This is a genomic window from Streptomyces sp. NPDC043812 (assembly GCF_056436245.1).
Window position 1 is genome coordinate 62,599 of record NZ_JBWKCY010000016.1, and the last position, 24,272, is coordinate 86,870.

Genomic DNA, 24,272 nt, shown 5'->3' on the forward strand with positions numbered 1-24,272 from the left:
TTCGGCCTGTCTCGCGGGTCAGGCCGGAAATGGAAGCGCCCGGTCGCTGGCGACGGGGGATGCACCAGCGACCGGGCTTCTAGAACGGTAACAAGAGATCCGCGGTTCGCAAATTCGATCTCTGGTATTCGGACAGGGATTTACCTGTCGTCAGAGCGAGTTGTGACTGGAGTCACCCGGGGTGCGCGAGTATTTCGTCACTCTCAGCTGAGCGTGACCTGGCGGTTGGTGAGACCACCGCGCGCACGGCGCTCCTCGGGGGTCAGCGGAGCGTCGTTCTCGAGGGCCGACGCAAGCCGCTCGGCGAACTCGGCGGCTGGCTTCTCGCACTCCTCCGCGCCCATCCCGCTCGGCAGGTCCCACACCGGGACCATCAGTCCGTGCGCACGGAAGGACCCGACGAGCCGGGTGTCGTCGCCGAGCGAGGACGTGCCGGCGGCGTGCAGCCTGGCGAGCGCGTCGAGCAGTTTCTCCTCGGCGTGCGGCATGACCCACCGCAGGTGGTTCTTCTCCGGGGTCTCGCACCAGTAGGCGGAGTCGACTCCGGTGAGCTTCACCGTCGGGATCGCCGCGGCGTTCGCACGCTCCAGGGACGCGGAGACCTCCGGAGAAGCCTGTTCCGCCGAATCGGGCACCCAGAACTCGAAGCCGGAATGGACGTCCGGCGTGAACGCGGCGTCCGGGTCGAGCAGATCCTGCAGCCGTACGGGGTCGGCCGAACCGCCCCCGGTGACGGGGGTGCCGGGCGCGGCTGTAAGCGCCCGCTGAAGCGTGCTCGCGAGGTCACGGCTGAGGTCGCCGGAGGGGGTGTCGTTCTGCAGACCGAGCAGGACGGAACCGTCGTCGCGTCGCAGGGCGGGCCACGCCATCGGCAGGACGGTCGCAAGCGTCACCGACGGGACGCCCTCGGGCAGCCCGTCCTTGAGGGTCAGCTCGACGGTCGCGGCGGGCACCAGTTCGCGGAGGGCCACCCAGTCGCACTCGCCCGGCAGCCCTTCGAACGGGCGCTGGACCAGCTCGGTCACGGCGTGCGCGGCGGCCCGGCCGTGACAGGCCTTGTAACGGCGGCCCGAACCGCACGGGCAGGGCTCGCGGGCGCCCACGACCGGCACGGGCTCGTTGACGCCCGCGGCACGGGCCCCGGTCTTGGTCTGAGGCTTCGTCGCCTTCGTCTGGGGGCGCTTCTTGGCCATGGTGTGGCTTTCTCCCGATTGCGGCGGTGCTGTGTCGGGCGCGAGCCTAGCCGCATGCCGCCGTTCCGGGGTGCAGTGCCTCACAACGGCACGACCGTGTGCCGCCGTCGACGCCTCGGTGGCCAGCCGATGCTCGCCGGCCCACCGCTCTCGGCGCGGGGAACGGTGTGCGGCGTGGCTGCGGAGTCCTGCCGCCGGCCGTGGTCGGGCCGGCGGTGGTCGGGTGCAGCGATCGGGGTGGTCAGTCCAGATCGTCGAAGGTGTCGGCGAAATCGAAGGACGGGCCGGCGACGCGCGTAGCGAAGTCCTCGCGCCGGTGCCCTTCGGTGACGATCACCCACACGGTGACCTCGCCGGTCACGCTGTCGCGCACGCCCCATTCCTGGGCCAGTGCCGTGATGATGTTCAGCCCACGGCCGCCGCGTGCGGTGACCGACGGCGTCGCCGGAACGGGGCGGGTGGGACCGCCTCCGTCCGTCACCTCGACCGTGAGCCGGCCGAAAGCGTCCACACGCCAGGCGGCGCGGATGTCGCCCTCGCCCACCTCGGTGCGGCCCAGTGGTCTGCCGTGACGGCAGGCATTGCTGAGAAGTTCGGAAAGGATGAGAACTGCATCGTCGACGACCGCCTCGGACACGCCGCTGCGGTTCAGCTGCTCACGCATCCGGTGTCGTGCCTCGCCCACGCCCGCAGGGCCATGGGGTACGGCCATGCTCGACGACGTGGGCACCTCCTGTGCCACCACAAACGCCACCCCCGAGACCTCCTTTGCCCCACGCCACGGTGTGAATGCCCCAATGGACTGGACCGGAAACCGGCCAACCACGCAGCAGTGACGCACTCGACACGTTCGAACACGCAATGAATGCGCCGGGGCACTCCTTGTAACTGGAGTTACGCACGGCCCAGTTGGGACAGGACCTGTTTGGGGCGGTTGGTGATGATTGCCTCGACGCCCAGCCGAACGCAGAGTTCGACGTCCTCCGGCTCGTTGACCGTCCAGACGTGGACACGATGGCCCGCCTGGTGCAGCCGGTCGATGTAGCCGGGATGGCTGCGGACGATCCGCATCCCCGGGCCGGCGATCCGCGAGCCTGCGGGCAGCCGTCCGTCCCGGACCCGCGGCGTGACGAACTGCATGAGATACACCGTGGGGATCTCCGGAGCCGCGGCGGCGATCCGGTGCAGGGAGCGGGCCGAGAAGCTCATGATCCGCACCTGCGACTCGTCCGTGGCCGCCGGGGCATCCAGACCGAACCGCCCGAGGAGCTCGAGCAGCCGCTCCTCGACCTGGCCGGCCCAGCGGGTCGGATGCTTGGTCTCGATCGCGAGCTCGATGCGGCGCCCGGAATCCGCGACCAGCTCCAGCAGCCGTTCCAGCGTGAGCACGGAGGTGAGGGACGGATCCCTCCAGTCCGGGGACTCGGAGGCATCCTTCCAGGAGCCGAAGTCGAGGGCGGCGAGATCCGCGAGCTCGAGCGCGGACACGGCGCCGCGGCCGTTGGAGGTGCGGTTGACGCGGCGGTCGTGGACGCAGACGAGATGACCGTCTGCGGTGAGTCGTACATCGCACTCCAGCGCGTCCGCGCCGTCCTCGATCGCTTTCCGGTAGGCCGCCAGGGTGTGCTCGGGGGCGTCCTCGGAGGCACCTCGGTGGGCGACGACCTGAATGTTGTGCTGCCGTGCTTGGGTCACCGCGTCATGGTGTCACCGAGATGGGGTAGGCGGGAGCAGGGTCGGGCGGAACGTGCCGTTCCTGGCCGTGAGCGGTGTTCACCGGGTCGGCGGAGGGCGCCGGGGGGTCACCGGGCACCCGTTCCTGAGGTGCGTCCGTAATGCCGGAAGTAAAGGATTGCCGGAATACGCACAGGTCCTGCTTACAGTGGCCTGACGTGCCGTGGGAAAAGCTGACCGCAGACAGTTGGACGGTACGCGTCATACGGTCGTCGCCCGGATCGGTCGTCGACTCGTACGGTTCCCGCCGTGCGCAGCCCCCGCCGTACGAACCGAAACCGCTGCCGAGCACGCCGAGCAGGTCCGCCCTACGCGGATCGTCCGCACCACCCGCACCAAGCCGTAGACCGATGTGGAACCTGAGGAGACAGAGCTGTGAGCACCGAGAACGAGGGCAACGCGGTTCCTGCCGCCCCGTCCGTACCTCCTGTGCCGGGCACCGCTCCCGAGGGTTCGACTCCCGGACCCGCCCCCACGCATCGACACCCGTCGGGCGACCCCGGAGCCAGCAGGCCCGCTCCTTCCGAGACGACGGCGGCGGCCGCGGCCGAGCGGCCCGGGCACTCCCCCCAGCCCGAGCCCGCCATAGCGCCGATCCCCGTACACGGTGATCAGGCCCCGCCGTCCACCCCCGCACCGGCCACAGCGCCGACCGAGGCCCAGTACCCCGGCGCCGAGTGGCCCCCGCCTCCCCCGGTGCTCCCCTCCCACGGCAGCGCGGGCGGCGGCCCTGTCTGGGGCGCACCCGTTCCGGCGGCCGCGCCCCGCCCCAAGCGGTCCGGCGGACTGGTCGCGGCGGTGCTGGTGGCGGCTCTCGTCGCGGGTGGCGTCGGCGGCGGCATCGGCTACTGGGCGGCCGAGCGCAACGACGACTCCACCGGTTCGACCACGGTCTCCGCCGTCTCCCCGCAGGACCTCAAGCGCGAGCCGGGCACGGTCGCCGCGGTCGCCGGCAAGGCGCTGCCGAGCGTGGTCACCATCGAGGCCAAGTCGGGCGGCGGCGGCCTCGACGGCTCCGGCGGCGAGGGCGAGGGCGGCACGGGCACCGGCTTCGTCTACGACAGGGAAGGCCACATCCTCACGAACAACCACGTGGTGGCCTCCGCCGCGGACAGCGGCAAGCTCTCGGTGATCTTCTCCAACGGCAAGAAGTACGACGCCGAGGTCGTGGGCCGGGCCCAGGGCTACGACGTGGCCGTACTGAAGCTGAAGGACGCCCCCTCCGGGCTTGCCCCGCTCCCGCTGGGCAACTCCGAGAAGGTCGTGGTGGGCGACTCGACGATCGCCATCGGCGCCCCCTTCGGCCTGTCGAACACGGTCACCACAGGCATCATCAGCGCGAAGAACCGCCCCGTGGCCTCGGGCGACGGCTCCAGCGGCAAGAACTCCTACATGAGTGCGCTGCAGACCGACGCGTCGATCAACCCGGGCAACTCCGGCGGCCCGCTGCTCGACGCGGGCGGTGCGGTCATCGGCATCAACTCGGCGATCCAGTCGGCGGGCAGCGGCCTCGGCCAGTCCCAGGCGGGTTCGATCGGCCTCGGTTTCGCGATCCCGATCAACCAGGCGAAGACGGTCGCCGAACAACTGATCAGGACGGGCCAGCCGGTCTACCCGGTGATCGGCGCCACGGTCGACATGGCGGGCGAGGGGTCGGGCGCCAAGATCGCTGCGGAGGGCGCGGGCGGCTCGGCAGCGGTGACGTCCGACGGCCCGGCGGCGAAGGCGGGCCTCAAGGCGGGCGACGTGATCATCAAGTTCAACGGCAAGGCGATCGACAGCGGCCCGACGCTGATCAGCGAGATCTGGAACCACAAGCCGGGCGACAAGGTCACGCTGACGTACGAGCGGGACGGCCAGGAGCGCACGGCCGAGGTGGTGCTCGGCGAACGCAAGGGCGACAGCTGACGCCCGGCCTCCCCGCCGCCGCGGAACGCTGCTGCGCCCCGGCCGTGGCGCCCGGTAGTCTGTAGCCCGCTCCGGCGCAGGTGGCCGGGGCGGGGTGGGTTGCCCGAGCGGCCTAAGGGAACGGTCTTGAAAACCGTCGTGGCAGCGATGTCACCGTGGGTTCAAATCCCACACCCACCGCAGTGTTTGAAGGCTCCTGACCAGCGAAATCGGTCGGGAGCCTTCGCCCTTTACGGTTCCCGTGGGCTACGGCTGTTCCCCGTTGTTCCCCGCTCGATCGGGCACTGGTGGGGCATGGCCCAGCGGCCAGCCACCACCCCAACCCTCCATTCCCCCGGCCCTCAACGGGACACCGGCGCGGACGGCCTGTGCCCGCCCCGGCCGACTGCGGGCTGAGTAAGGTCGGGACCGGCGCGTGGGTGCCACTGCCCGGGAATGTGGCGAGCGCATCCGCGAGAACGTCCGAGGGGGCACCACATGACGCCACAGGGAACCATCACGGTAGAGCGCATGGACGGCTCGGCCGCAGCACAGGCTGTGGACGCGTTCAGGCTCGTCTATGCCGACGTGTTCGCGGAACCGCCGTACAACGAGGCCGCCGACGACGTCACGGCCGCCTTCCGGCGCTTTCACTTCCAGACCCGCAAGCGCACTTTTCGCGGCGCCGTGGCCCATGCCGAGGACGGCGAGCCGGTCGGCACGGCATACGGCTACCCAGTCGAGCCTGACACAGGGTGGTGGGACGAACTGACCGAGCCCGTGCCCGACGACATGCGGCGCGAGGACGGGCGCCGCACCTTCGGCCTCATGGAACTTGCCGTACGCGGACCCTGGCGCGGGCAGGGTGTTGCACGGCGTCTGCACGAGACCCTGCTCGACGGCATCGAGGCCGAGCGGGTGCTGCTGAACGTCCACCCGGACAGCAAGGCGGCGTCGGCCGCCTACCAGGCGTGGGGCTACCGCAAGATCGGTGAGGCGCGGCCGTGGGAGGGCCCGGCCCTCTATGACGTCATGCTGCTCGACCTGCGCACATGACGACTGGGCCATCTGTGGGCCAGAGCCAGGACTGATCTCCCTCATCGAGTGGGCGGGCGATCAGGTTGTCGGAGTGCTGCTGCCCCCTTCGCTCGCCGACCCGCCAGCGGAGTTCCCACAGAGTTCCACCGGATCCGTCCCGTGCCGGGCGCCGGTGGTGTCACAGCTCGTGGCCCTGCTGATTCGGCTTCAGAAAAGTGTCTGAGCTGGGCACCACCCGGCTCCCGTTGGGCGCCGGACCCCGCCCCGCCGAGGAGCTGTCGCCGATTGGCGACAGCTGCTCTCGATTGCCAGGGCGGTTCCGGGTAGCCGCACACCTGGCCCGTGCAGGCGTCGGGCCCGGCCTCCCGCGTCACGCGGAAGTCCGGGCCGGGCGTGTGGGTTTGGTTACCGCGGTCAGGGTTGGGCGCTGGCGAGGTCCCCGCCGCTGTCGTCGTCGCCCACCACCTCTGCGTCGATGTCGTCGATGGTGCCGTTGTCCAAGAGGGTCACGTCGACCTCGACGGGCTGGATCGGGTTGGGCGGGACGACCGGGCCCGGCGGGAAGATCTTGAGGAAGGTGGGGTTGATGGTCAGCGGGGTGATCGGGTCCGGTGGGTAGGTGACGGTGTCGATGTCGGCGCCGACGAAGCGGTAGAGGTTGCCGGTGTCTTCGCCGATGCCGGTGGTGCGGCTCAGGCTGCTGATGATGCGTGCGGTGCCTCCGCCGCCCGGCGCGGTGCGGGTGACGACCGTGACGCGGATGCTGCCGGTGATGTCGATCGGCTCGGCGTCCTCATCGTCGAAGACGCCGCTCAGGGGCAGCAGGACGGTGCGCGTGCGCACAAGCAGCGCCGCTTGTGCGGCCTGTGCGGTCTGTGCGGTCTGTGCGGCCTGGCGGGGCTGGGCGGGCTGGGCTGCGGCAGGGACGGTGGGGGTGGCCAGGCCCAGCAGTGCGAGGACGAGGCCGGTCTTCGTGGCGGCGGTTATGAGATGACCGCGCATGGTGCTCCGTTCGATCCAGCGGGACCCCTTGCCCACCCCGTCCCGCGACGACGACACCCAGCCTGCCCAGCATGACGAACAGCTGTCTCACCAGAGAGGCCAATCGAGCTATACGCCGGGCACCGGCTGACCGCCTGCTGCGCCCCAGGCAGGCCGGGCGCCCCGGAGTCGATCTGGAACAGGCCATCGGCATCCATCTTCAGCAAGCCTGGCGCGCAGCCCTCGACCCTGCCAGGGCTGCCCATCAGTTCATAGCTGCCGGACCGACCGACCTGGCAGGAAGCGTCTCGAACACCGGCGCGCCCGAATTGGCAAAGCCGGCCCGGATTGCTCCATGAGAATGGTCGGAGCACGCCGTGCTCTCGGTGCCCATCCCAGCGTGCTCTCGAATGCTTTCCGCGGTCGGCGGAGCGGCTTCGGGGTTCACGATGTCGCCTCAGTGGGCTGTCAGTGAGGGCTGCTAGCGTCCGGCCGATCATTCGAGATCGGGAGGGGGCGACCTCATGGGCGCATCAGGATGGGACTACTCCGTGCCGTACCACGAGGATCTTGGGCTGGCATTTGCAGGCTTGCAGCGCAAGGTCTTCGAGGGACACGACTACTACTGGGCCGGGGAGGACGAAGGCCGGCCGTGGCCGAGCACCGAGGACGAGCTCTGGGCCGACGAGAACGTCCAGGAAGCCGGAACGCATTCCATCCTGGACGTCGCCCGCGTCATCGGCGCCGAGGAGAAGTCGGACTACGACACTCTGAGGCCCCTGACCGAGGACGAGGCGGTTCAGGTCTTCGGCTCGCGGAAGCCCACCAGGGCCGATGTGCCCGAGTTCGGCGCCCTTCCCTGCGAGCGGTGGCAAGGACGGTGCGTCGTGTTGCACGACGAACAGGGGGTCCCGGTGGAGATCTACTTCTGGGGGATCTCGGGCGACTGACCGGGACGGACGCGCAGTTCGGCTTCTTCGAAGTGTGATGCCGCCCTCTCACCGGACCGTACGGCGGCGTGGTGAAGGAAGCCGGGGAACCCTCGGGTGATCATCGAGGAGGCCGAGCCCGGCCTTCAGAAGGGCCGGGCGGGTGGCGGGTTGCGTGCGATCGCCTGGGCGGAGCCGCGCGGCTAGCGCTTCTGGGCGCGGTATCTCTTGAGCAGTGCGGTGATCTTCGCGTGGTCGGCTTTTCCGTTCATTTCGGTGAGGAGATCGTCCGGGCACATTTCGTAATGGTCGCCCCACCAGCGCTGCCCCCTGTTGTCCCAGATCCGGTAGCCACCCGGTACGCCTCTGGCCACGTAGCGCCTTCTACCCACGGTGCCCACCGGCGACGTCGGTGCTTGCGGAGTCCTGCACGTCTTCTCCTTCGTCGGGATGCGGACGGGTGAGGCCGATGACGGTGAGGCCGGTGACGGGTAAGGCCGGTGACGCGTGAGGCCGGTTCAGCATCCGTGATGCCGGCACGCGGGGTAACGCAGGCGCCGCCCCCGCCCGTTGGGGCGGAGACGGCGCAAGTGACGCGGGGCGTCGGGATCAGGCGGCGGAGCCGGCCTTGCGGCGGCGCACGACGAACACGGCGCCGGCGCCCAGCGCAACCGCTGCGCCCGCCGCTGCGGCGAGCTGCGGAAGGGCAGAGGCGGAACCGGTGTTGGCGAGCGCGCCGCTGGTCGTGTTGCCCTGCGGGATCACTCCCGGCTTCGTCTTCGAGGTCTTGCCGGGCTTGGCGTCGTCGACCTTGCCGGGCTTGCTGCCCGCGGCCAGCAGGTCGAACTCGTACTCCGTGAAGAAGTTTCCGCCGCACGAGCCGTCGTCGTTGACGTAGTCACCGGCGATGAACGCGACACCGTTGCCCGCAGGCGCCTTGGCGTCGACCTTCAGGCGGAGCTTGACGTCGGCGTGGGCGCCGGCCTTGAGCGGGCTGATCGAGCCGGCGTACTCGCCGTCCTCGACCGGCGTCCACTTCGGCGACGCGGCAGTGGAGACCTGCAGGTGGAAGTACTCGTCGACGACGTTGTAGCCGCTCTTGTCGGTCGCGTGGAAGTACGCGAACGGCAGCACCTTGTCGAGGGTCTTGTCGGTGCCGTTGGTGACCCGGACCGAGAAGTCGACCGTGGAACCGGCGACGATCTTGGAGGGCAGGCCGGTGGCGACGGTGGTGAGCTTCGACTGCGCGACGCACTCCTCCTCGCCCTCCTCACCTTCCTCGCCCTCTTCGCCTTCCTCTTCCTCTTCCTCGGCCTTGGCGTCGGCGAGGGCCTTGTCCGCCGCCTGCTTCGCCTTGAGCGCCTCTTCGAGGGCCTTGTCCGCGATGCTGTAGGCCTGGGCGGCCTTGACGCGCGCGTCATCGGCCGCCGTCCTGGCGGCCTTGGCCTTCTCGTCGGCCGCGGTCTTCGCCGCGTCGGCGGCCTTCGCGGCGGCGTCGGCGTCGGCGACCTTCTTCTCCGCGTCCGCCCGCTCCTGCTCGGTGGCGGTCTCGGGGAGCGCGTCGAGCTCGGCCTGGGCGTCGGCGAGTGCCTGGGCGGCCGCTTCCTTGGCGACGGCGGCGTCCTTCGCCTCCTGCTCGGCCGCAGCGGCTGCCACGGTGAGCGGGGCTTCGTCCGAGAGGGCGTACTCGAGAGTCTCCCTCGCCACCTTCTCGGCGGCGACAGCCGCGTCGTACGCCTTCTGCGCCTCCTCGGCGGCCTTCTCCAGATCCTCGATGGAGGGCTTGTCGGCGGCCGTCTGCTGCGCCGACTGGCCGGCGACGGGCTTGGTGTCGGCGATCGCGGGGGTGACGGACAGCAGCACGGCGGGGGTGGTCACGGCGGCGACGACGGCCGTGGCCACCATGCGGCGAATGTTCAAGAGAGCCCTTTTCTGGGTCAGGAGTTCTGAGGCAGGTCACGCAAGTAGAGGGCAGCCGCTGCGGCATCACTCACGCAGTGCGACTGCCCGGTGATCGTATGACCGGATATGAGGGAGAAGGAAGGAGGTTACGCACGCATGGTGGAGGGTCCCGGGCCCTCACAGGGAGGGCAATTCGCCAGATACGGAACAGTTGCTTCGCGTGCGGTGGTCACTTTTGTGATCCATGTCATCAGCGTGGTACCGCGCTGAGGCGGGCAGCGGAGGCGATCGTCGCGCGGGCCTCCCGCTCGGTGAGCCCGGCCAGGACCGCCGCGTCCGTCAGGGCGTCCGCGAGCGCTTCCCCGAAGCCGTGCTCGTATGCGCGACAAGCTGCCCAGAACAGACGGGTGTTGCGCTGCCCTTCCTGCGCGGCGAGCACGAACTGCACGAGTCCCTGCCCCTGGTCTGCCCGATCGGTCCCGTGCGTTCGGTTCGGCTGGTTCGGTCCGTCCCGCCGGCTCGCGCGAGACTCCGCGGGGCGTGGCGACGCTGCGTGGCGGGGGCGTGCGGGAGGTGCGATCAGGCGCAGGAGGGCGCGCGGGCAGGGCGCGGGGGGCAGGTCGGCTGTGCCGGGCGCCAGGCGGTAGGCGCCCTGAGCGGTGACGGAACCGGGCCCGACCAGGTAGCCGCCGGTGCCGCGGACATCGATGCCGGGGGCGAGCCGGCTCGCGGAGTTGGGGACCACCACGTCCGGCGGGCCGGTCAGCCACAGGTGCCGGCCGCCGCTGGGGGTGAGCACAGTGACGGTCTCCGGGACGGTGAACAGGTGCCGGAGGGCGAGATGCCGGAGCTCCGCCACGGAGTCGGTGCCCGACTTGGTGTCGAGGTCGATGCCGATCAGCCGATACGGCGGGCGTCCGCAGGCGATGCCGTAGCCCGTTGCCCAGGGCGCGGCCGCGAACAGGGCGCGTACGGCCGCGAGGTCCGTGGTGGCGTCGTGTACGCCATGGCCGGGCCGGCCGCATTCACCGCGGCACAGGAACGGTTCCGCTTCGTCCCGGTGAGGGGAGCGGAGTGCGGGGAGCTTCGTGGCGGACAGGGGGATGACGGGGAGCCCGCGCTCGGCGGCGGTGAGGGCGTGGGCGAGGGCCAGGGTGGCGGTCTGCCGGTCGGTGATGGCCATGGCTCTATGTTCGTACACATGTTCGAAGAAGGGAAGAGGGAAAGATCGGTCGAAAGAGTGCTGGAGCGGCTCATCTGGTGCGGGGGTGCGGCGTGCGTGTTCGATCCGGGCCGTGCGGGCGTGGAGGGGTTTATCGACTTGTCCTCACGCTTGCGAGCGAATCGCCCCTTCCGGGGGGTTCGTCTGGGATTCGGTGGGCAACTCTGATCCCGCGACGTCGTGGAAGCGGTCGGGGGCGGTCGGCCAACCGCGCGGAAATCAACCGCACTTGTGCAGTTCCGGTTCAAGGAAGAAGGGACAAGTCAGGCATCCAACTGTGGTGACGACCGGTCCGAGGGGGTGGAGGGAAGGGCCGGTCCGAGGGGGGTGGGGAACGGCCGGTCCGAGGGGGTGTGGGGGGAGGGTGAGTGACAGCCTGCGCGACGGTGCTCCGGTGCCGTCGCGCAGGCGTGTTCGTGTCCGGCTCCCCGGGTGGAGCTGTACGTAGTGCGGGAGCGGGCGGGGGTTCGGCGCGGGCGCGCAACGGCAGGGGCCATTCGGGTCGGGCGCGGCGTGACCTTGACAGTTCGCACGGATCTGACGGACAGTCAGAATCCTTGTTCCGTGCGCCCGGGAGGCCGCCGCCGTGCACCTCGCCCCGACGGAGCGTCAGCAAAGGCTGCGCGCCGAGCTTCGTACGTACTTCCGTGACGTGATGCCGGACGGGCCGCCGCCCGACTCCGACCCTGCCGCGCAGCGCGCCCTGCTGCGCAGAATCGGCGGCGACGGCCTTCTCGGCCTCGGCTGGCCGGTCGAGTACGGCGGCCAGGGCCGGGGGGCCGACGAACAGTTCGTCTTCTTCGACGAGGCGTACCGCGCCGGTGCCCCCGTCTCGATGGTCACGCTCAACACCGTCGGGCCGACCCTGATGACGTACGGGACCCCCGAGCAGAAGGCGTTCTTCCTGCCCCGCATCCTCGCCGGCGACCTGGTCTTCGCCATCGGCTACACGGAGCCCGAAGCCGGGACCGATCTCGCGTCCCTGCGCACACGCGCCGTGCGGTCGGGGGAGTGCTGGATCATCGACGGCCAGAAGGTGTTCACCAGCAACGCCCAGAACGCGGACTGGATCTGGCTCGCCTGCCGCACCGATCCCGACGCTCCCAAGCACAAGGGCATCTCGATCATCCTGGTGCCGACGGACGCGCCGGGCTTCGCCTGGACGCCGATCGAGACCGTCGGCGGACTGACGACGACGTCGACGTACTACGACGGGATACGGGTGCCCGCCGCCCATCTGGTCGGCGAGGAGAACGGCGGCTGGGGTCTGATCACCAGCCAGCTCAACCACGAGCGGGTGGCGCTTGCCGCGATCGGTATGCAGGCCGAGGACTTCTTCGCGGCGGCGCTCGACAGCGCGCGAACACCCGATCCGGTGACGGGTGTTCGTCGCATTGACGAGCCGTGGGTGCAGTTCCGGGCCGCCGAGGTGCACGCCCGGTTGGCGGCAACGCGCCTGCTCAGCTGGCGTTTGGCGGGTGCCGTGGGAGCTCGGGAATCGGGTGGCCCGGCTCCGGGGGACGCAAGCGGCGTGAAGTTCGCGGGAACCGAATCCGCGGTGGCGGTGTATCGAATGTGCCAGGAAATCGCGGGGGAGGCGGGACTGATCCGAGCGGGGTCACCCGGCTCGCTCGGATCGCCGCCGGGCTCGGGCGCTCCGCGGGAGGGCGAGCTGGAGCGGATGAACAGAGCGGCGCAGATCAACACCTTCGGGGGAGGGGTGAGCGAGGTGCAGCGGGAGATCGTCGCGACCATGCGGCTCGGCATGAGGAGGGGAAAGAGGTGACCGACGCGTTGTACGCACGGCTGAAGACGTACGAGGGACGGGCCGCCGCCACCTCGGGCGAGGGCAAGGACCTCGTCAACGAGCCGATGATCAGACACTGGTGCGAGGCGATGGGCGACGGCAACGGGGCCTATCGGGGACCGGGAGCCGTCGCCCCGCCGACGATGTTGCAGGCATGGACGATGGGCGGGCTGTCGGGCCACACCGCCCGCACCGCCGCGCAGGACGAGTTGTTCGAGCTGCTCGACGGGGCGGGATTCGGCTCGGTGGTGGCGACCGACTGCGAGCAGGAGTATCTGCGGCCGCTGCGACCTGGCGACCGGATCACGTTCGACGCGGTGATCGAATCGGTGTCACCGCGCAAGACGACCAAGCTGGGCCCGGGCTATTTCGTCACGACACGCATGGATGTGCGGGCAGAGGGCGAGCTCGCGGGCACGCACCGCTTCCGGATCCTCAAGTACGCACCGGCCGCGGCCCGCCGGCCCACGGCGAAGCGTCCCCGCCCGGTCGTCAACAGGGACAACGAAGGCTTCTGGCAGGGGGTCGCCGACCACCGGCTGCTCATCCAGCGATGCGGTTCCTGCGGGACACTGCGGCTGCCCTGGCTGCCGGGGTGCGGTTCCTGCGGGTCGCCGGACTGGGACACGGTCGAGGCCGCAGGCGGCGGCTCCGTCTTCTCCTATGTCGTGATGCACCATCCGCCGTTCCCCGCCTTCGACCCTCCTTACGCGGTGGGTCTGATCGAGCTCGCCGAGGGCGTGCGGATCGTCAGCAACGTGATCGGCGTGCCCTGCGACGAGGTGCGGATCGGCATGCCCGTGGAGCTGGAGTTCCTGCGGGTGGACGACGAACTGGAGCTTCCGGTCTTCCGAGGTGCGAGCGGGGGTGTGAGCTGACATGGACTTCACGCCCACACAGGAGCAGTCCGCGGCGCAGGAGCTGGCGGCACGGATCTTCGGTGACCTGGCGACCCATGACCGGCTGGCCGCGGTGGGCTCGGACAGTGATCCCGAGCTCTGGAAGGCGCTCACCGCCTCGGGATTGACGGCCGCGGTGGAGGAGATCGGGCTGCTCGGACTGGTGCTGCTCCTGGAGGAGCAGGGACGGACGACCGCGCAGACCCCGTTCGCGGCGAGCTGCGTGTACGGCTTGCTGGCGGTGGCGGCCCACGGCACGGACGATCAGCGCGGGCGGCTGCTGCCGGGTCTGCGGGACGGGACGGTGGTGGCGGCGGGTGCCTTCCCGCTGCACGGGGTGGGGGTGCGGGCGGACGGCGCGGGCCGTCTGATGGGCGTCGTCCCGTACGTCCCGTGGCTGCGCGACGCCACGCATGTGCTGGTCCCGGCCGTGGTGTCGGGCGGTCCGGCAGCCGAGGGGCCGCCGGGGAGCGGTCCGCCGGGCGACGCACCGGGTGGCGGGGGCCTGCCGGGCCGCGGTCTCCATGTCGAGGGACCGTCGGGAGACGGACCGAGCGGCGAGGACCGGCCAAGCCCCCGACAGGCCACCGCCCGACCGGCGACCGCCCCACCGGCGGGCGACCGACCACCGGGCGACCGACTACCGGGCGACGGACCGGAGCGCGAGGGATCGCGCGAGGCGCCGTCGGCCGTGGCACCCCGCATTGGCTGCTTCCTGGTCGAGACGGGCGATGCGCATGTCGAGCCCGTCGAGCTGACGGCTCCCTGGGCCGCCGGCCGACTGGTCCTCGACGGTGCGCGGGCGGAGCCGCTCGGCGGGCCCCATGCGTACGAGGACGTGCTCGCCACCGCCCGGATCGCTTTCGCCGGCCTTCAGGCAGGGGTGTGCGCGGGCTCCCTCGCCCGTGCCGTCGCGCACACCACGACCCGTGAGCAGTTCGGGAGGCCGCTCTCCACCAACCAGGGCGTCCTGCTCCGCGCCGCCGACGCTTACATGGACACCGAGTCGATACGGGTCACCGCGTACGAGGCCGCCTGGCGTCACGACGAGCGGCTGGCGTGCGCTCCCCATGCGCTGACCGCCGCCTGGTGGGCTTCGGAGGCAGGCACCCGCGTCGTGCACACCGGGCAGCATCTGCACGGCGGCGCAGGCGCCGATGTGGAGCATCCCGTGCACCGGCACTTCCTGTGGGGCCGGCAGTTGGACGCGTATCTCGGCAGCGCAGGTGAAGTCCTCGCCGAACTGGGCGCGTTGCTCGCCAAGGAGGAGTCCCGATGAGCCGGATCCCGGGCGTCGGCACGGAGCTGCCGCCGCTGACCGTGCCGGTCACGCGCACGCTGATCGTCGCCGGGGCCCTCGCCTCCCGGGACTACCAGGACGTGCACCACGACGCCGAGCTCGCGAAGGAGAAGGGGTCACCGGACATTTTCATGAACATCCTCACGACCAACGGCCTGGTGGGGCGCTTCATCACCGACTTCTTCGGTGACCGTGCCGTTCTGCGCAAGGTCGCGATACGCCTCGGCGCCCCCAACTATCCGGGAGACACCATGGTGTTGAGGGGCACGGTCGAGGCGGTCGACGGCCCGACGGCCGAGGTGCGGATCGTCGGTGCCAACAGCCTGGGCAGCCATGTCACGGGCACGGTGACAGTGACGCTCCCGGAGGCGGGCGTATGAGCATCCGGGAGAAAGACGGCCTCGGCGGCAGGGCTGCCGTCGTGGGGATCGGCGCCACAGAATTCTCGAAGGACTCCGGGCGCAGCGAACTGACGCTCGCCGTCGAGGCCGTGCGGGCGGCGCTCGACGACGCGGGCCTCTCCCCCGCCGATGTGGACGGCATGGTCACGTTCACGATGGACACCAGCCCGGAGATCACGGTGGCGCAGGCTGCGGGCATAGGTGAGCTGTCCTTCTTCTCCCGGGTGCACTACGGGGGCGGTGCGGCCTGCGCCACCGTGCAGCAGGCGGCGCTCGCCGTCGCTGCGGGCGTAGCCGAAGTCGTCGTCTGCTACCGGGCGTTCAACGAACGCTCAGGGCGCCGATTCGGCTCGGGGGTGCAGCAGCGGGAGCCGTCCGCGGAGGGCGCGGCGCTCGGCTGGAACCTCCCCTTCGGGCTGCTCACTCCCGCCTCCTGGGTGGCGATGGCCGCCCAGCGCTATCTGTACGCGTACGGGCTGACCCCCGAGGCATTCGGCCACGTTGCGGTCACCGGTCGCCGCCATGCCGCGAACAACCTCGCCGCGTACTTCCACGGCAGACCGATCACGCTCGCCGACCATGCCGCGTCGCGGTGGATCGTCGAACCTCTGCGGCTGCTGGACTGCTGCCAGGAGACCGACGGCGGCCAGGCGGTCGTCGTCACGAGTGTCGAGCGCGCCCGGCACCTGCGCAGTGCCCCTGCGGTGATCCTCGCCGCCGCCCAGGGGGCGGGCCGTGCCCAGGAGCAGATGACGAGTTTCTACCGCGACGGTCTCACCGGCCTGCCCGAGATGGGCGTGGTCGCCCGGCAGCTGTGGCGCACTTCGGGGCTCACCCCGGACGACATCGACGTGGGCATCCTCTACGACCACTTCACGCCGTTCGTGCTGATGCAGCTGGAGGAGTTCGGTTTCTGCAAGCCTGGTGAGGGGGCGGAGTTCGTGGCCTCGGACCGTCTGCCGCTGAACACTCACGGAGGCCAGCTGGGTGAGGCGTATCTGCACGGAATGAACGGCATCGCGGAGGCGGTCAGACAGCTGCGCGGCACCTCGCTGAACCAGATACCGGGCGCGGCCAGGACCCTGGTCACGGCCGGCACCGGAGTTCCCACGTCCGGACTGGTCCTCGGGGCGGACGGCGCATAGCCCTTGGGGGTGCCCTCCACCTTCAGGAGGTGCGGGCCGCGTCGGCCCTACAACCTGAGGGGGACAAGGCTTCGGTCCCTGGGGCCGATCCGCCGGGGCGGGCCCGCTCCTAGCGTGGAGGGCATGACCACGCCAGTCTGTACGAGCGCTTCCCAGGCCGCCGCGCCGGTGCCGTCGTACACGCCTTACACCTCGTTCTCGTCGTACGTACGGGCGCGGGGGCCCGTGCTGCTGCGCACCGCCCGGTCGCTCACGGCGAACCCGTGCGATGCCGAGGACCTGCTGCAGACCGCGCTCACCAAGACGTATGTCGCGTGGGACCGGATCGAGGACCACCGGGCGCTCGACGGCTATGTCCGCCGCGCTCTGCTGAACACCCGCACGTCGCAGTGGCGCAAACGCAAGGTGGACGAGTTCGTCTGTGACGAGCTGCCCGAGCCGGAGGCCGTTCCTGTGACGGACCCGGCCGAGCAGCAGGTGCTGCACGATGCGATGTGGCGCGCCGTGATGAAGCTCCCGGACAGGCAGCGGGCGATGGTCGTCCTGCGCTACTACGAGGATCTGAGCGAGGCCCAGACCGCCGAGGTGCTCGGGGTGTCGATAGGCACGGTCAAGAGTGCGGTGTCGCGGGCCCTCGGCAAGCTGCGCGAGGACCCGGAGCTCTCACCGGTCCGCTGACCGCCCGGCTGCACGGCCCGCCGTCGGGGCTGCGTGCCCGGCCACCGGCCCTGCACCCGTGTCCCTCAGCCGGGCCGGAACCCGTGTCCGGCCGCCCGCCCGACACCCACGTTCATGTGCGGTGCTGTGCGGTGTTGTGCGGTGATGTACCGGGATTCATTACCCTCGGGTAGTGACATACCGCTTGGTATGTGCGCAGAATCTTCCCACCTTGTCGCAACGTAGCGCCAGCGCCCACCGGGAGGACGCCGTGCTGAGCACCATGCAGGACGTACCGCTGACTGTGACTCGCATCCTTCAGCACGGGATGACGATCCACGGAAAGTCGCAGATCACCACCTGGACAGGCGAGGCCGAGCCGCAGCGCCGCAGTTTTGCCGAGGTCGGCCGCCGCGCCACCCAATTGGCGAACGCGCTGCGCGACGAGCTCGGCATCGACGGAGACCAGCGGGTCGCCACCCTGATGTGGAACAACGCCGAGCACGTCGAGGCGTACTTCGCGATTCCCTCCATGGGGGCCGTGCTCCACACGCTCAATCTGCGCCTGCCCGCCGAGCAACTCGTCTGGATCGTCAACCACGCCGCCGACCGGGCCGTGATCGTCAACGGCTCACTGCTCCCCCTGCTCGCCCCGCTCCTGCCCCACCTGCCGACGATCGAGCACATCGTCGTCTCCGGCCCCGGCGACCGTTCGCTGCTCGCCGACACCGAGGCACAGGTCCACGAGTACGAGGAGCTGATCGCCGGCCGCCCGACCACGTTCGACTGGCCGGAGCTGGACGAGCGCACCGCCGCGGCCATGTGCTACACCTCCGGCACCACCGGCGACCCCAAGGGCGTGGTCTACTCCCACCGCTCCATCTACCTGCACTCCATGCAGGTCAACATGGCCGAGTCGATGGGCCTCACGGACAAGGACACGACCCTGGTGGTCGTTCCCCAGTTCCATGTGAACGCCTGGGGTCTGCCGCACGCCACGTTCATGACCGGCATCAACATGCTGATGCCCGACCGCTTCCTGCAGCCCGCCCCGCTCGCCGAGATGATCGAGCGTGAGAAGCCCGAGCATGCGGCGGCCGTCCCCACCATCTGGCAGGGCCTGCTGGCCGAGGTCACGGCCAACCCCCGCGACCTGTCCTCGATGAGGCAGGTCACCATCGGCGGCGCCGCCTGTCCGCCCTCCCTCATGGAGGCCTACGACAAGCTCGGCGTGCGGCTCTGCCACGCCTGGGGCATGACGGAGACCTCGCCCCTCGGCACGATGGCGCACCCGCCGGCCGGTCTGACCGCCGAGGAGGAGTGGCCCTACCGCGTCACGCAGGGCCGTTTCCCGGCCGGTGTGGAGGCGCGACTGGTCGGCCCCGGCGGCGAGTTCCTGCCCTGGGACGGAGAGTCGGCCGGTGAGCTCGAGGTGCGGGGCACCTGGATCGCCGGTGCGTACTACGGCGGGGCGGGCGGCGAGAACTTCCGTCCCGAGGACAAGTTCAGCGAGGACGGCTGGCTGAAGACCGGCGACGTCGGTGTGATCAGCCCCGACGGCTATCTGACCCTCACCGACCGGGCGAAGGACGTCATCAAGTCCGGCGGCGAGTGGATCTCCAGCGTCGAGCTGGAGAACGCGCTGATGGCGCACCCGGAGGTCGCCGAGGCGGCCGTCGTCGCGGTCCCGGACCAGAAGTGGGGCGAGCGCCCGCTGGCTACGGTGGTGTTGAAGGAGGGTGCGACAGCGGACTACGGGACGCTGAAGGAGTTCCTCGCCCAGAAGATCGCCAAGTGGCAGGTGCCCGAGCGTTGGGCAGTGGTCCCGGCGGTGCCCAAGACCAGCGTCGGCAAGTTCGACAAGAAGGTGATCCGCAGGCAGTACGCGGACGGTGAGCTGGACGTCACCCAGCTGTAGCGGCTCCACGGACAGGGGCGGCGGTGAAAACCGCCGCCCCTGTCCGCATGCCGTACGTCAGCCGGTGCCTGTCCTCAGTTGGTGCCGATCTTCGCGAGCAGATCGACGATGCGTGCCTGCACCTCGTTGCTGGTGGAGCGTTCGGCGAGGAAGAGCACCGTCTCCCCCGACGACAGCCGCGGCAGCTCCGCCCGGTCGAGGCCCGCCGAGGTGTAGACGACGAGCGGGGTGCGGTTCAACTGGCCGTTGGCGCGCAGCCAGTCGATGATCCCGGCGCGCCTGCGGCGCACTTGCATCAGGTCCATCACGACCAGGTTCGGCCGCATCTGGGTGGCCAGCGTGACTGCGTCCGCGTCGGCGTCCGCCCGGGCCACCTGCATCCCGCGCCGTTCCAGCGTCGAGGTGAGCGCGAGAGCGATCTCCTCGTGCTCCTCGATCAGCAGCACCCGCGAGGGATGCTGTTCACTGTCGCGCGGCGCCAGCGCCTTGAGCAGGACGGCCGGATCGGCTCCGTACGCGGCCTCTCGCGTCGCCTGCCCGAGTCCCGCCGTCACCAGCACCGGCACCTCGGCCGCCACGGCGGCCTGCCGCAGCGACTGCAGCGCGGTGCGGGTGATCGGCCCGGTGAGCGGGTCCACGAACAGCGCTGCGGGGAACGCGGCGATCTGCGCGTCGACCTCCTCACGCGAATGCACGACGACGGGCCGGTAGCCGCGGTCGCTCAGCGCCTGCTGCGTGGAGACGTCGGGCGCGGGCCACACCAGCAGCCGACGCGGGTTGTCCAGCGGCTCCGGGGGCAGCTCGTCGTCGACCGGCTGCGGCTGGGGGCGGTTGGTCACCTCGACAGCCCCACCGGGGCCGTCCAGCGGCTGCGGCCCCTCGGCGCCCTCGTCGGGCGCCCCTATGGCGTAGGCCCTGCCCTCCGAACGGTCGGCGGGCAACCGGGGTCCGGCCGCCCCAGGAGCCGGCGCCGGGGCGGGCGCCGATGCGGGCGCCGGTGCCGGGGCGGGCGCCGGGGTGGGCGCGGCCTGCGGCTGGGGATGCGGGCGGGCAGCGGTCTCGGGCGGCTCGGCCGCCGTGCGGTTGGCCAGCTTGCGGCGGCGGCCGGAGCCCAGCGTCTGGTTCTGCTGCTGCGTGAGGTGCTGGGCGAACGGGACACCCTGGCCGAGCGTGCGCACGCTGAACGCACGCCCCTGCGTCGAGTCCGCCGGAGCCGGTTCCTCCGCGGGCAGCGGCTGCGCGACCCTGGCGGCGGGCCGGGTCGGTTGGGGCGCGGTCGGCGGCTGGGGTACGGGCACGGAACCGGTGTCCGTGTCGTGCCGCGCCGCCTCGGTTCCCGCCTGCTCGTCCTCCGTGACAGGCGCGCCGAGCCCGCCCCCGGGCATGCCGGACGGATCGGGAGTGCCGACGGTGCCGTCGTTGGTGGCGTCCTGCCCGGCGGACGCCGGATCCTGCGCCTGAGCGCGCCTGCGGCCCGTCGGAGCGGGGTGCTGCTGCGGCGGAGTGTGGTGATCGGTGCCGGGGGCGGTGGCCACGGCGTCGTGCTGCTCGGCCGCGGGTGCCGCGGCGGGCCGGGTCCGCCCCCGGTCCGCCTCGGCCGGCGGCAGCGCGAACGCAGTGCGTGCACCGCCCTCCGCAGGGGCCGGTACGGCAGGCGCTGCGGACAGTGCCCGGCGCGCCCGCCGCCCGGCAGGCTGCGCTGCCTGCAGTTCCGAAGGCTGGTCCGCCTGCTGCGGCGTGATCGGCTGCAGACCGTGCTGCTGAGGCTGCTGAGGCTGCTGAGGCTGCTGGGGCTGTGCGGGGGAGGGCGCGGCAGGCAGCGTCGGCATGCCGCCCTCGACGGCGCGCCGTGCCCGCCGCCCCGCGGGAGCGCCCGTCATGCCGTGGGCGTCGACCGGTACGCCTTGCGGCGGCACGGTCTCGCCGAGCGCCGCCCGGCCACCCGCGCCTTCGGCGGCCGTGACCACCGAGCCCTCGGCAGGTCGGGCGGCGGCCTCCGCCTGCTCGGCGGGGCTGGGCCGCCCGCGCCGGCGCCCGGTGCCGCCGCTGCCGTTGCCGCGGGGCGTCTCGCCCGTGTCCTGCGCGGGGATCTGCTCCCCCTCGGTGGCACCCCGGCGGCGTCCGGTCGGCTGTGCGGCCACCGGGTCCTCCATCGCCACGGGGCTCTCCAGGAATGCGTCCGTGGAGGCCCGGCGCGCCCGCCGCCGCCCGCCGCCACCGGACGTGACCGGGGAGGGCTCGGCCGACTGCTGCGCGGGCAGCGCGGGCGTCAGGTCCGCGACCGGCGCCGGCGGTACCGTTCCGGCGCCCTCACCGAGCGGCACCTCCAGGACGTACGCGCTGCCGCTCATTCCCGGCACCTCGTGCGTCTGCAGCACCCCGCCGTGCGCACGGACGATGCCGCGCACGATCGGCTCGTGCACGGGGTCTCCCCCGCTGAACGGCCCTCGGACCTCGATGCGCACGACCTCGCCGCGCTGTGCCGCCGCGACCACGACCGTGGAGTCGACGTATCCGCCGCCCGGGACGATCCTGGCCTTGCCCGTGGAGTCGACTCCGGCGACGTCCGCGACCAGGTGCGCGAGCGCCGTGGCCAGCCGTCCTCCGTCCACCTCGGCCTCTATCGGCGGGGCGTGTACGGCGAACTGCGCCCGGCCGGGGCCGATCAGCTCGATCGCGCCCTCGACGCCGGCCGCGACGACGGCGTCGAGCAGCACGTTGGACTTCGTCAGCTGCTCGGTGCCCGTGTCGAGCCGCTGATAGCCGAGCACATTGTCGACAAGCGTCGTCATCCGGGCATATCCGGCAGCGAGGTGGTGCAGGATCTGGTTCGCCTCGGGCCACAGCTGGCCGGCCGGGTCGGCAGCCAGCATGCCCAGTTCGGCGCGCAGTTCCTCCAGCGGCCCGCGCAGGGACTCCCCGAGCACGGCGGTCAGCTGGGCGTGCCGGGCGGCCAGCTCCCCGTACCTCTCGGCGCCCGCCTCCAGCTCGGCCGTGTACCGGTCGGCCTTGTCGGCCAGTTCGGCCTCGTACGCCTCGGACGTGGTCGCGAGCTCGGCCTTCAGACGCGCGGTGGTCTCCGAGAGCTCGGTCGTCAGCTGTGCCGTGGTCCGGGACAGTTCGGCGTTCAGGCGCTCGGTCGTCTCGGCGAGCTCCGCCGCGTGCTTCTCCGCCTGCTCCTCGTACGGCCGCCGGTCGGTGAAGGTCATCACCGCGCCGACAAGCTGGTCACCGTCCCGGACCGGAGCGGTCGTGAGGTCGACCGCGACCTTCGCGCCGCTCTTCGCCCACAGGACCTGCCCGCGCACCCGGTGCTTGCGCCCGGACTTGAGCGTGTCCGCGAGCGGGGACTCCTCGTACGGGAACGGCTCGCCGTCCGCGCGCGAGTGCAGGATCAGCGGGTGCAGTTCCTGCGCGCCGAGATCGCTGGCGCGGAAGCCGAGGATCTGCGCGGCGGCCGGGTTGACGAGCACGACCCGTCCGTCGGTGTCGGTGCCGACGACTCCCTCGGAGGCAGCCCGCAGGATCATCTCGGTCTGGCGCTGGGAACGTGCCAGTTCCGCTTCGGTGTCCACGGTCCCCGACAGATCCCGCACGACCAGCATCAGCAGCTCGTCGCCGGTGTAGCTGGTGTACGACGAGTCGTACGCCTCGCGCCCGTCCAGGCTCGCGCTGGTCACCTCGACCGGGAACTCGCTGCCGTCCGTCCGCCGCGCGGTCATCCGGGCGGGCTTGGTGCGCCCGTGCTCGTCGGCCGCGTCGGGGCGGCGCATGGAACCGGGGATCAGACGCGAGTCGAACTCGGGCACCAGGTCGAGCAGGCCCCGGCCCACGAGAGCGGTCCCGGGGGCCTCGAAGAGCTCGAGGGCGATGGCGTTGGCGTTGACGACCGTGCCGTTGGCGTTGACGAGTACGAGCCCGTCCGGGAGGGCATCGAGTATGGCTGCGAGGCGAGCAGCGCCTCGGGATGGCCTGCTGCTCACGACGACGGTTCCTCCCTGACCTACTGCATATTGCGGACGGCCGGTCCCATCTTGCCCCTCGGGCCCCGGCCTGTCACTGAAGGGAGTCTAAGCGCAGCTGTCGGCGCCCAGACGGCGGATGAGGGGGAGCTCTCACCAAGGTTGTGTGCGGAAGACGTACCGCTTCGCCCTATGACCTGGTGTTCGGCAGCACCGGCTCCATGGTCTGCCAGCGCGAGATTTCGCAGCCGTTCGCCTTGTTGAAGGTGGCGTCGACGCGTTTGCCCTGCCAGGTGCCGGTCACCCGCGCCGTGACCGGCCCGCCGAACTGCTGTGTACACATCTGTCCCTCGGGCACCGGCGCGAACGGGTTCTCGTTCTGCCGCGCGAGCTCGTCCAGCCGCTCGCAGGCCGACTGTGCCGAGGGGTGGGTGCCGCCGGCGGGCGTGCACTCCAGCTCGTATCTGCCGTCCGTTCGGGTGTTCCCAGTTTCCGAGACGGTGACGCTGAGCCGGTCGGGTGTGCTCGGCAGCGCCTCCGGTGCCTCCGGCAGCGGGTCGCGTGCCTCCACCAGCGGCACGGGCAGGGGCAGCGGTGAGGCCACGGCACCCGCGCCGGGGACGGCGACGGCCAGTGCGGCGGCGGACACGGTGGCAGTGAGAACGAGGCGGCGCAGCATGGAGGGCTCCTGGAGAGTCACGGGTCCTGCCGGGGCGTCGAGGCCCCGGCATCTCTAACGCTGCGCACGCCACGGCGTTGCGCAACCGCGGACGCTTTGCTCTGTGGGGCAGGGGGCTAGTACCGTGGACGGCGATTGGTGACCGGCCGCGATGCTGTGTCATCATCTGCACGCACCACTCGCGCCCGCGTGAGTGTGCTGGAGGCGTCGCCTAGTCCGGTCTATGGCGCCGCACTGCTAATGCGGTTTGGGTCTTAAAGCCCATCGAGGGTTCAAATCCCTCCGCCTCCGCCAGTTGATCACCGAAGCCCCGGCCCGACGGCCGGGGCTTCGGTCGTTCCCGGCGCGCCGTGCTTCGCCCGTGTCGCGAGCCCGTCTCCCGCCCCGCCCCCACAGAGGGCCCGTTCGGGCATTTCTGCAGGTCGGAAGGGGTGCGGCTAATGGATTTCGCGTGACGGCGCGGGTCATGTAATGTTGTTCCCGCAACGCCGACCGGGCCGAAAAGCCCGGGAAGCACAAGCACTCGTAGCTTAACGGATAGAGCATCTGACTACGGATCAGAAGGTTGCAGGTTCGAATCCTGCCGAGTGCACACAGGCCAGAGGCCCCCGGAGATAA

General features: G+C 71.0%; 19 protein-coding genes and 3 tRNA genes. 13 read left to right on the top strand and 9 right to left on the bottom strand.

Going from position 1 to position 24,272, the window contains the following annotated elements; translation table 11 throughout:
* Positions 1-203 precede the first annotated feature (203 nt).
* From AC067Z_RS23335 to AC067Z_RS23345, 3 genes are all read right to left on the bottom strand, one after another.
* A complete protein-coding gene (locus AC067Z_RS23335) occupies positions 204-1,193 on the bottom strand; it encodes a DUF5926 family protein (RefSeq protein ID WP_478791513.1) in 990 nt (329 codons plus the stop codon).
* A 241-nt stretch (positions 1,194-1,434) separates the two neighbouring features.
* The gene (locus tag AC067Z_RS23340) at positions 1,435-2,055 is read right to left on the bottom strand and encodes an ATP-binding protein (RefSeq protein WP_478791514.1); all 621 of its coding nucleotides are present in this window, start codon (positions 2,053-2,055) and stop codon (positions 1,435-1,437) included.
* A 32-nt stretch (positions 2,056-2,087) separates the two neighbouring features.
* Positions 2,088-2,888: a glycerophosphodiester phosphodiesterase gene (locus AC067Z_RS23345; RefSeq protein ID WP_478791515.1), complete on the bottom strand. Its 801-nt coding sequence runs from the start codon at positions 2,886-2,888 to the stop codon at positions 2,088-2,090.
* 414 nt (positions 2,889-3,302) lie between these two features.
* Between AC067Z_RS23345 and AC067Z_RS23350 the strand changes: the two genes are divergently transcribed.
* From AC067Z_RS23350 to AC067Z_RS23360, 3 genes are all read left to right on the top strand, one after another.
* A complete protein-coding gene (locus AC067Z_RS23350) occupies positions 3,303-4,835 on the top strand; it encodes a S1C family serine protease (RefSeq protein WP_478791516.1) in 1,533 nt (510 codons plus the stop codon).
* A gap of 93 nt (positions 4,836-4,928) precedes the next feature.
* Positions 4,929-5,015 (top strand) — tRNA-Ser (locus tag AC067Z_RS23355).
* Positions 5,016-5,312: 297 nt separating this feature from the next.
* Positions 5,313-5,870, top strand: a complete 558-nt coding sequence (locus AC067Z_RS23360) for a GNAT family N-acetyltransferase (protein ID WP_478791517.1) — start codon at positions 5,313-5,315, stop codon at positions 5,868-5,870.
* Between the two features lie 396 nt (positions 5,871-6,266).
* Here AC067Z_RS23360 and AC067Z_RS23365 read toward each other — a convergent pair whose 3' ends face one another.
* Positions 6,267-6,854 carry a hypothetical protein gene (locus tag AC067Z_RS23365; protein WP_478791518.1) on the bottom strand — a complete coding sequence of 196 codons (588 nt, stop codon included), beginning with the start codon at positions 6,852-6,854 and terminating at the stop codon, positions 6,267-6,269.
* Positions 6,855-7,357: 503 nt separating this feature from the next.
* Between AC067Z_RS23365 and AC067Z_RS23370 the strand changes: the two genes are divergently transcribed.
* Positions 7,358-7,783: a hypothetical protein gene (locus AC067Z_RS23370; protein WP_478791519.1), complete on the top strand. Its 426-nt coding sequence runs from the start codon at positions 7,358-7,360 to the stop codon at positions 7,781-7,783.
* 182 nt (positions 7,784-7,965) lie between these two features.
* Here AC067Z_RS23370 and AC067Z_RS23375 read toward each other — a convergent pair whose 3' ends face one another.
* From AC067Z_RS23375 to AC067Z_RS23385, 3 genes are all read right to left on the bottom strand, one after another.
* On the bottom strand, positions 7,966-8,154 hold the full coding sequence (locus AC067Z_RS23375) for a hypothetical protein (RefSeq protein ID WP_478791520.1): 189 nt from the start codon (positions 8,152-8,154) through the stop codon (positions 7,966-7,968).
* 217 nt (positions 8,155-8,371) lie between these two features.
* Positions 8,372-9,667 carry a peptidase gene (locus tag AC067Z_RS23380; protein WP_478791521.1) on the bottom strand — a complete coding sequence of 432 codons (1,296 nt, stop codon included), beginning with the start codon at positions 9,665-9,667 and terminating at the stop codon, positions 8,372-8,374.
* A gap of 247 nt (positions 9,668-9,914) precedes the next feature.
* A complete protein-coding gene (locus AC067Z_RS23385) occupies positions 9,915-10,847 on the bottom strand; it encodes a bifunctional DNA primase/polymerase (protein ID WP_478791522.1) in 933 nt (310 codons plus the stop codon).
* 625 nt (positions 10,848-11,472) lie between these two features.
* Here AC067Z_RS23385 and AC067Z_RS23390 point away from each other — a divergent pair.
* The 7 genes from AC067Z_RS23390 to AC067Z_RS23420 all read left to right on the top strand — a co-directional run bounded on the left by AC067Z_RS23390 (position 11,473) and on the right by AC067Z_RS23420 (position 19,013).
* Complete coding sequence (locus tag AC067Z_RS23390) at positions 11,473-12,672, top strand: acyl-CoA dehydrogenase family protein (protein ID WP_478791523.1); 1,200 nt, start codon at positions 11,473-11,475, stop codon at positions 12,670-12,672.
* Positions 12,669-13,571: a bifunctional MaoC family dehydratase N-terminal/OB-fold nucleic acid binding domain-containing protein gene (locus tag AC067Z_RS23395; RefSeq protein ID WP_478791524.1), complete on the top strand. Its 903-nt coding sequence runs from the start codon at positions 12,669-12,671 to the stop codon at positions 13,569-13,571. Before AC067Z_RS23390 ends, AC067Z_RS23395 begins: the two co-directional genes overlap by 4 nt.
* Before the next feature lies 1 nt (position 13,572).
* Positions 13,573-14,871, top strand: a complete 1,299-nt coding sequence (locus AC067Z_RS23400) for an acyl-CoA dehydrogenase family protein (RefSeq protein WP_478791525.1) — start codon at positions 13,573-13,575, stop codon at positions 14,869-14,871.
* Positions 14,868-15,272, top strand: coding sequence for a MaoC family dehydratase (locus tag AC067Z_RS23405; RefSeq protein ID WP_478791526.1), 405 nt, complete (start codon positions 14,868-14,870; stop codon positions 15,270-15,272). Before AC067Z_RS23400 ends, AC067Z_RS23405 begins: the two co-directional genes overlap by 4 nt.
* On the top strand, positions 15,269-16,438 hold the full coding sequence (locus AC067Z_RS23410) for a lipid-transfer protein (protein ID WP_478791527.1): 1,170 nt from the start codon (positions 15,269-15,271) through the stop codon (positions 16,436-16,438). The genes AC067Z_RS23405 and AC067Z_RS23410 overlap by 4 nt, the downstream gene beginning before the upstream one ends.
* Positions 16,439-16,561: 123 nt before the next feature.
* Positions 16,562-17,116, top strand: a complete 555-nt coding sequence (locus tag AC067Z_RS23415) for a SigE family RNA polymerase sigma factor (protein ID WP_478791528.1) — start codon at positions 16,562-16,564, stop codon at positions 17,114-17,116.
* Between the two features lie 250 nt (positions 17,117-17,366).
* Positions 17,367-19,013, top strand: coding sequence for a long-chain fatty acid--CoA ligase (locus AC067Z_RS23420; RefSeq protein WP_478791635.1), 1,647 nt, complete (start codon positions 17,367-17,369; stop codon positions 19,011-19,013).
* Between the two features lie 74 nt (positions 19,014-19,087).
* On the opposite strand, the gene AC067Z_RS23425 is transcribed toward AC067Z_RS23420, so the two are convergent.
* Positions 19,088-22,996 (bottom strand): PAS domain-containing protein, encoded by a 3,909-nt coding sequence (locus tag AC067Z_RS23425; RefSeq protein ID WP_478791529.1) that lies wholly within the window; start codon positions 22,994-22,996, stop codon positions 19,088-19,090.
* Positions 22,997-23,165: 169 nt separating this feature from the next.
* Positions 23,166-23,654, bottom strand: coding sequence for an SSI family serine proteinase inhibitor (locus AC067Z_RS23430; RefSeq protein WP_478791636.1), 489 nt, complete (start codon positions 23,652-23,654; stop codon positions 23,166-23,168).
* A gap of 200 nt (positions 23,655-23,854) precedes the next feature.
* Between AC067Z_RS23430 and AC067Z_RS23435 the strand changes: the two genes are divergently transcribed.
* Both AC067Z_RS23435 and AC067Z_RS23440 read left to right on the top strand, forming a co-directional pair.
* Positions 23,855-23,948, top strand: a tRNA-Ser gene (locus tag AC067Z_RS23435).
* A gap of 225 nt (positions 23,949-24,173) precedes the next feature.
* Positions 24,174-24,246, top strand: a tRNA-Arg gene (locus AC067Z_RS23440).
* Positions 24,247-24,272 lie beyond the last annotated feature (26 nt).

What these genes read in the sequence shown, in the direction of transcription:
- AC067Z_RS23370 (WP_478791519.1), top strand. Translation starts at nt 7,358, where the DNA reads ATGGGCGCATCAGGATGGGACTACTCCGTGCCGTACCACGAGGATCTT.
- AC067Z_RS23385 (WP_478791522.1), bottom strand. Translation starts at nt 10,847, where the DNA reads ATGGCCATCACCGACCGGCAGACCGCCACCCTGGCCCTCGCCCACGCC.
- AC067Z_RS23405 (WP_478791526.1), top strand. Translation starts at nt 14,868, where the DNA reads ATGAGCCGGATCCCGGGCGTCGGCACGGAGCTGCCGCCGCTGACCGTG.
- AC067Z_RS23365 (WP_478791518.1), bottom strand. Translation starts at nt 6,854, where the DNA reads ATGCGCGGTCATCTCATAACCGCCGCCACGAAGACCGGCCTCGTCCTC.
- AC067Z_RS23410 (WP_478791527.1), top strand. Translation starts at nt 15,269, where the DNA reads ATGAGCATCCGGGAGAAAGACGGCCTCGGCGGCAGGGCTGCCGTCGTG.
- AC067Z_RS23360 (WP_478791517.1), top strand. Translation starts at nt 5,313, where the DNA reads ATGACGCCACAGGGAACCATCACGGTAGAGCGCATGGACGGCTCGGCC.
- AC067Z_RS23400 (WP_478791525.1), top strand. Translation starts at nt 13,573, where the DNA reads ATGGACTTCACGCCCACACAGGAGCAGTCCGCGGCGCAGGAGCTGGCG.
- AC067Z_RS23415 (WP_478791528.1), top strand. Translation starts at nt 16,562, where the DNA reads ATGACCACGCCAGTCTGTACGAGCGCTTCCCAGGCCGCCGCGCCGGTG.
- AC067Z_RS23380 (WP_478791521.1), bottom strand. Translation starts at nt 9,667, where the DNA reads ATGGTGGCCACGGCCGTCGTCGCCGCCGTGACCACCCCCGCCGTGCTG.
- AC067Z_RS23335 (WP_478791513.1), bottom strand. Translation starts at nt 1,193, where the DNA reads ATGGCCAAGAAGCGCCCCCAGACGAAGGCGACGAAGCCTCAGACCAAG.
- AC067Z_RS23430 (WP_478791636.1), bottom strand. Translation starts at nt 23,654, where the DNA reads ATGCTGCGCCGCCTCGTTCTCACTGCCACCGTGTCCGCCGCCGCACTG.